The sequence below is a fragment of the Pedobacter sp. 01T416_2 genome, from assembly GCF_056398925.1.
Window position 1 is genome coordinate 1 of record NZ_JBFTQI010000341.1, and the last position, 6,067, is coordinate 6,067.

The window sequence follows — 6,067 nt, forward strand, 5'->3', positions numbered from 1 at the left end:
AGATAGTACCTTCATTATCTCCTCTAAAGATTTTTTTCTGAAGCTAAAAATGCCTTCCTTCCAAGCTATCTCATCATAAACATCGATCGTACTAACAATTAAAGTTTTAGATTTTAGATCTAGATTTAATTGTTGATTTGGAATTAGTCTTTGCTTTTTATTCTGGGCACTTACATCTACTTTGCCCTTAACCAATGTTGTATAAACATTGGCTTCATCTTTATATGCTTTAATGTTAAATTCCGTACCTACAACTTCTACCTCTTGCGATTTATTAAAAACTTTGAACCTAGCACCTTTATGTGCTGTACTTGGAGAAACCTCAAAATATGCTTCACCATATACGAGTTCCACTTGACGTAGTTCTCCTTCAACGAAAGCAACAGGAAATTTTAATTTGGTTTCAGAATTCAACCATACTTGTGTCCCATCCGATAATTTAATGGAGAATTGTCCTCCCCTGGGTATGGTTAGGTAGTTGTATGCAATTTTCGTTGGGTCTTTTTCAGTATCCTGGTAAACAATGTCCTTACCGTTGCTAGTTGCGTTTTGTCTATGAAAAGTTTTTCCTTTTTTTAATACGACTACAGAACCGTCTTCTAAAGTTAATGTTGCTTTGTCGGTTCCAGCTTCAATATTAGCATTTACTAGGGTTGGAGTGGCATCTATAGGCTTGGTAAATAAATTAGATCTAAAGAGATAGGTTGTTGTTAATATTCCAACTACAATGGCTGCAGCTGCATACTTGAACCAACGATTCCGCATAGAAAACACTTTAGACTCCTTTTTTTCAACGACTTGCATCAAAGGGTTTTCTAGCCTGGAAATAATTTTATTCCAAGCTTTATCCTTATCAACATAATCGGCAAATGATATTTGTCTGGATTTTTTATAAAGGAACAACAAGTCCTTAAACAGAACTTCATTTCCAGGCGCTTCATTTAACCAATTCTTTAATTCGTCAAATTCAGCTTCACTTAGTTCTTTGGTGGTATATAAAGAAATAAGTTTTAGAATATGGGCGTTTATTTTACTCATTGATTTTTGATCTTTCCTTATATATAACTAAAGATCAAAAATGGGTGACAAAAAATTTACTTTTTTTTAAACCAACATTAACATTACGATTATATTAAGTTTATAACGGAGTTGTTTTAAGGCTCTTGCATAATGTGTTTTTACTGTATTAACAGAAATATCAAGGTGTAGTGCAACCTCTTTATATTTCATATTTCGTAACACAATGGCTTTAAAAACTTCTTTGCTCTTTTCGGGCAAGGACTCTACTTGTTCAAATAGTTTCTTTTTTTCTTCCTCTAAAGTGGCAAAATCCAACTGATCCTCCTCCACTAAATTATTGACAAAATCTTCGATATCGTTAAATTGATGCCTGGATTCCTTTTTAACAACCTGTAGGGTATTGTTCTTTACAGACTTAAACAGGTAGGGTCCTATGAGATTATCGATTTTCAAGTATAACTTTTCATCCCAAAACTTCACAAATAAATCCTGAACAATATCTTCGGCCAACTCAAACGAATCACAAAATTTTAAACTATAGGTGCATAACGGCATATAATACCTATCAAATAATTGCTTGTATCCAATAGGATCATTTCCTTTAAGTTTTTCAAGAATTTGTATGTCGTTTAAATTCATAAACAGCTTAGGGTAAAAGTGTTTTTTGCATTTATGTTTGGTTATTTTATGTCAAATATATTATTTTATCACATGTAATTTATATTTCGTTGAAACCGGTGATACCTTTAAATACCCTAACTTTTTTTCACCTTGGGAATAGATACTCAACATCTTGAGATTAGCTGACCTTGTGTTGCAATCAAGTTAATTTTAAGCGAAAGAACACGTTTAAACAGAGTAGTTTGCATACAGGCGTATACCGCTTTGCTGAGTCTTAAAAACATTTAAAACAGGCCGAATGACCATCTTTAAACTAAATGGACGATCACCTTAGAGCGAAACATTAGGCCGGCTGTCTCACCCTGCCATAGCTTGTCGTTTAACCTGTTTACCGCAGGACTGGGCACCAGACACCTCTTGATCCGGGACAACCTGATCTACGGGCTACCCAACACTGTTTGTACTCAAAAACGGAAAGATATATTCTTCTACTGTGCCCAAGCTTGGGACAGAGGAGGGAAAGAAAGCATTCAGCCAGCCCATACTGAATACTACCACAAAATAAAAACGGGCCGCTGCAAAAATCCAGCGGCCCATTTTTATCAATCGCCTATACAAATTATAGCTCCCTAGACAAATCAGAAAGCATTGACTCCATCCGACCAAGAACATCTTGACCTACAACTGATTTATACGTGTTAAACCGATCGAAAGGCATCAGATGACATGATTTAACATCTACATTTTTGAGATAGTTACATCATCTATATCGGTAGCACAAAAACTACCCGATGCGGCCAATCCCAGATAAATTGTACTGTTAAGGGATGTGAATTGATAATCATAGTATTTGGTCCATGTAATTTTATCACTGGAATAATATGAAGTAACCAAATTACCTACCCGAACAAGTTTTAGCCACATTGGTGATACCAAACTGGTAACCGGCCTGTAGCTGGAATTTCCTGCATCCGAAGTTCTGTATTTGGCAAATACACCACGTGTATCCAGGGAGCTCAGACATACATAGGCGCTATTTGAAGATAGTGTATTCCTGATCATTATACCGCCTAAATAGTTGTAGTTGGTTGACACCGATTTCACTCTTGCTACAATTTGTCCGTTTCCTGTTAAAGTTTGATAAAGAAAAGGAAAATTATCGGTGGGGTCTCCCAGGCCAGAAGCAAAACTTTTAATTTTGAAATCGTTTGTAGCAGCTGTGTAGCAAATGTTACCCGGGTTTATATTAGTCCCAATATTGGCTAAAGTCCAATCTAAAAGTATATCACACGACTTATTTTCATCAAAATCAATATTTATAGTCGGTACACCGTTGCTATAAGTATACCCATAATTACTTTGAGCATTCTCGCCATTTTTCAATACCAGTGCAACTTCCAGGGTATATGGACCATTGATGTTTTTTAATTCACTCACAGGCATAGTTACCGTGAAACTGTTGCCTGCACCGGGTTTTACTGACCATGCAACCCGATCATAACCTTCGCTCGGGGTAGCATGTGGGTCTTGATAGACATTTATATCAGTTACCTCCATATCACTTGCGTAAGTACCTGAAACAGTAAGGTTACCACTACTATAGACAGCACGGATACTGGTAAGGCCACTATTGTGTCCATTATAATAGGTATTGCCCGGAGCATCGGCAAATGCCTGACAATTGTTTAAGATAGAACTGCCTGCACGGTTGATAAATGTGGGTTTACGTCCTAAGGTATAATTCCCATCCGCCATAAGATTCGTTCCCAGTTTCGGATTATTGTTCTCTGTATTTGTCTGATGGCTATGTGGCAAATTCAATGCATGCCCCAACTCATGCATCATACCTCCAAACCAACTGATGAAATCATCGCTTAACGGCCCGGTACTTGGCCCTAAATATTTGAGATCGAACTGCGGGTAATCTAATGCATAACAGGTCCGTCCTGTGCCATAAAAAGGAACACCAGGGCTTTTAGAGGTTGGTATAGCGGTGATTATCAAAGTGTGCGAACTTGTAATAAGCGTTGGGTTTTCGGTCTTAAAAGCGTTTACTTCAACTCCTTCGATGGAATTACCTGAAGGGTACGAACTCAAAGGATGCTGGCCACGTACCAATAGTATCTGAACATTCTGGGGATTTGCAGTTTCTGTTAATAACCCAAATGTTTTTGGACCATAGCCATTGGATACCATATTTTCCTTATAAAAATTCTGTCCCCATAGCAATACTGCGCTTAATCTCTTTTTATAAGTACTGTCAAGCGGCACGTCCGTTGGTAAAAAATATATAATGTTTACATTATACGGGTGATCTGAAGAGTAATTTACTCCATTATAAACGTTGGTGTACTTTTTTTGGTCTGCCGTCTTTTCGGGCTTTGAGGATGAGCCTTGATCCGTGGGAAGACCTGTGCTGTCAGTTTTTTTACAGGAAAAGCTGAATAGAACACAGCACAGGACAATTGCCAATGTCAGGCATGAATTTTTAGATCCTCTTGACCTTTTTAATAAATTTTGTTTCATAGTTCAATGGTAAGTATGTTTGACATGTTTAAATTAATTTCTGACTATACACCATAGTAATACTTATGGTTTTTTTTTTCTTCACTGATAACCTCTCGATCATAATGCACCTGGTAGGAATAATAGACAAAACCGATATCGGCATGTATGCCCACCTATGCATCTCCAGTGGCGATAACCGCGCCCGCTATTTCCAGGATTACCGAATGTAGGGAAGAACCACATTTATTATAATAACCCATATAAGGAGAGGCTAAGTGTACTTTTGACCTTTGAAGGCAATGAATGACCCCGAAGCAGAGCTATCGGGGTATCGCTTAACTAAAATTCTAAACTGAGCTGATTTCTATGCAACATCTTATAAGTTGTAGGTTCGGTTCCCTGATTTTGAATATATTTCATGATAACAGTTTCGTTTGCATATTGCCCAACAGTATTAACATAGTAACCAGCAGTCCAAAAATCCCCTCCCCAGAGTTGTTGCTTAACTTCGGGATGAAGACGAAAAAGCTCTTTGGCTGTGAGGCTTTTAACCGCTTGAACAATACTTTTAATCGATAGCATGGGTACCCTTTGTATCAAAAAGTGAACATGGTTATCATCGGCACCAATCTCAACAAAATGAATTTCATACCGCGAAGATATATCCTGACAAACCATAACCAAACTTTCTTCAACCGAGCTCGACAAAACGCTCCGCCGATACTTAATAGGACATACCAAATGATAAAGCAACAAACTCTTATTATGGCTCTTGTGGATATGATCGCTCATGAAACGAAAATAACGCTTTTTGTGTTAAATCTACCTTTTTTGAAAACTCTTCGTTTTCAAACTTTCCGCTGAGACCACCGAAGCAGAGCTTCGGGGTATTAGTTGAATAAACCGTAGCACCTGGCCATGTTGCAGAAAAATCCTGCGCAATGGTGGCCCTTTCCTGAGTAGAAAGGCTGCTTGTCATTTTTTTTAGCGTATTGAACTGTTCTTTGCTCAGGATGATATCATCAGCATAATAATAGGTTCCGTTAACTTCAACCACATGGTTGGTCCTTCCGTCCACAACTAGTTTGTGGATGGTCGAGTCGCCCTTTCTGATTGAGCTGATCGCGTCGTTCTGTAAGGGATCCGTAGTCTCTGTCCTTCTTGCAGGCATAAAACGAGGTCACTACGAGTAGCGCCATAAGAGCTTTTAGAAATGATTTCATAAGGAATAATTAGATTTTAGGTTTTTGTTATTTGCTCGGTACTTGTTTTTAGTTTTCCTATAATATTAAAGAGCCATTAATTTTTTCAATCAACACAGCACACCATCTTCCTCTCCCCTTACTTTTTAAAATGGCCTGCACAGAAAATTATTTGTTATAAACTTCTGTTGTCCATTTTGCTATAGTAAAGTTAATTGCTATAAAAAAAAGGGATGGGCTAGAAATCGGTTTATTTAGGGATAAAATTTTGCCTTAGAATATCAAATCATGGACAAGCCTGTTAGAAGAAAAGGTAAATAAAATGCATATCCTCGCGGGTAAAGCCTAATGTTTCAAGTTGTACCTAGAAAGAAGTGGGCCAGAACTGAAGGGCGCTGAAAATTCAAAGATCAGCTTGTCAATAACCTTAGAAAACTGCAAAAGGCATCCACGACCTATCTCCTTGATGAAAATGCAGGAAAAACTTTAAAAGCTTAAAACCGGATAATTTACCAGTAATACAGTGATATTTTTGGCCAATCCAGAACAAACCAAATCCGTAATGTTCTTGGTAYCACTTAGCGATCAGTCTTTGTTTTGCTGGTTTAAATTATGCATACCAAGATCATGGAAGCTGAGCAGATTACTTATTTTTTCCACTTTGAAAAATATTAAACGGTTTTGATTTACCGATTATTTTTAAGGTAACTACACCA

6 protein-coding genes are annotated in these 6,067 nt (G+C 37.4%); all 6 read right to left on the reverse strand.

Translation table 11 applies throughout. From position 1 onward, the window contains the following. Positions 1-1,038, reverse strand: a 1,038-nt coding sequence (locus AC1DPQ_RS15020; RefSeq protein ID WP_477610020.1) for a FecR family protein, incomplete at its 3' end; no start/stop codon positions are given. Positions 1,039-1,104: 66 nt separating this feature from the next. Then, the gene (locus AC1DPQ_RS15025; RefSeq protein WP_477579852.1) at positions 1,105-1,659 is read right to left on the reverse strand and encodes an RNA polymerase sigma factor; all 555 of its coding nucleotides are present in this window, start codon (positions 1,657-1,659) and stop codon (positions 1,105-1,107) included. Positions 1,660-2,085: 426 nt separating this feature from the next. Next, positions 2,086-2,238 carry a hypothetical protein gene (locus AC1DPQ_RS15030; protein WP_477579850.1) on the reverse strand — a complete coding sequence of 51 codons (153 nt, stop codon included), beginning with the start codon at positions 2,236-2,238 and terminating at the stop codon, positions 2,086-2,088. Positions 2,239-2,379: 141 nt separating this feature from the next. Beyond that, the gene (locus AC1DPQ_RS15035; RefSeq protein WP_477610022.1) at positions 2,380-4,167 is read right to left on the reverse strand and encodes a DUF1349 domain-containing protein; all 1,788 of its coding nucleotides are present in this window, start codon (positions 4,165-4,167) and stop codon (positions 2,380-2,382) included. A gap of 321 nt (positions 4,168-4,488) precedes the next feature. After that, positions 4,489-4,941, reverse strand: a complete 453-nt coding sequence (gene tnpA / locus AC1DPQ_RS15040) for an IS200/IS605 family transposase (protein ID WP_477585192.1) — start codon at positions 4,939-4,941, stop codon at positions 4,489-4,491. Beyond that, complete coding sequence (locus AC1DPQ_RS15045) at positions 4,913-5,320, reverse strand: hypothetical protein (RefSeq protein ID WP_477585193.1); 408 nt, start codon at positions 5,318-5,320, stop codon at positions 4,913-4,915. The genes tnpA and AC1DPQ_RS15045 overlap by 29 nt, the downstream gene beginning before the upstream one ends. Positions 5,321-6,067 lie beyond the last annotated feature (747 nt).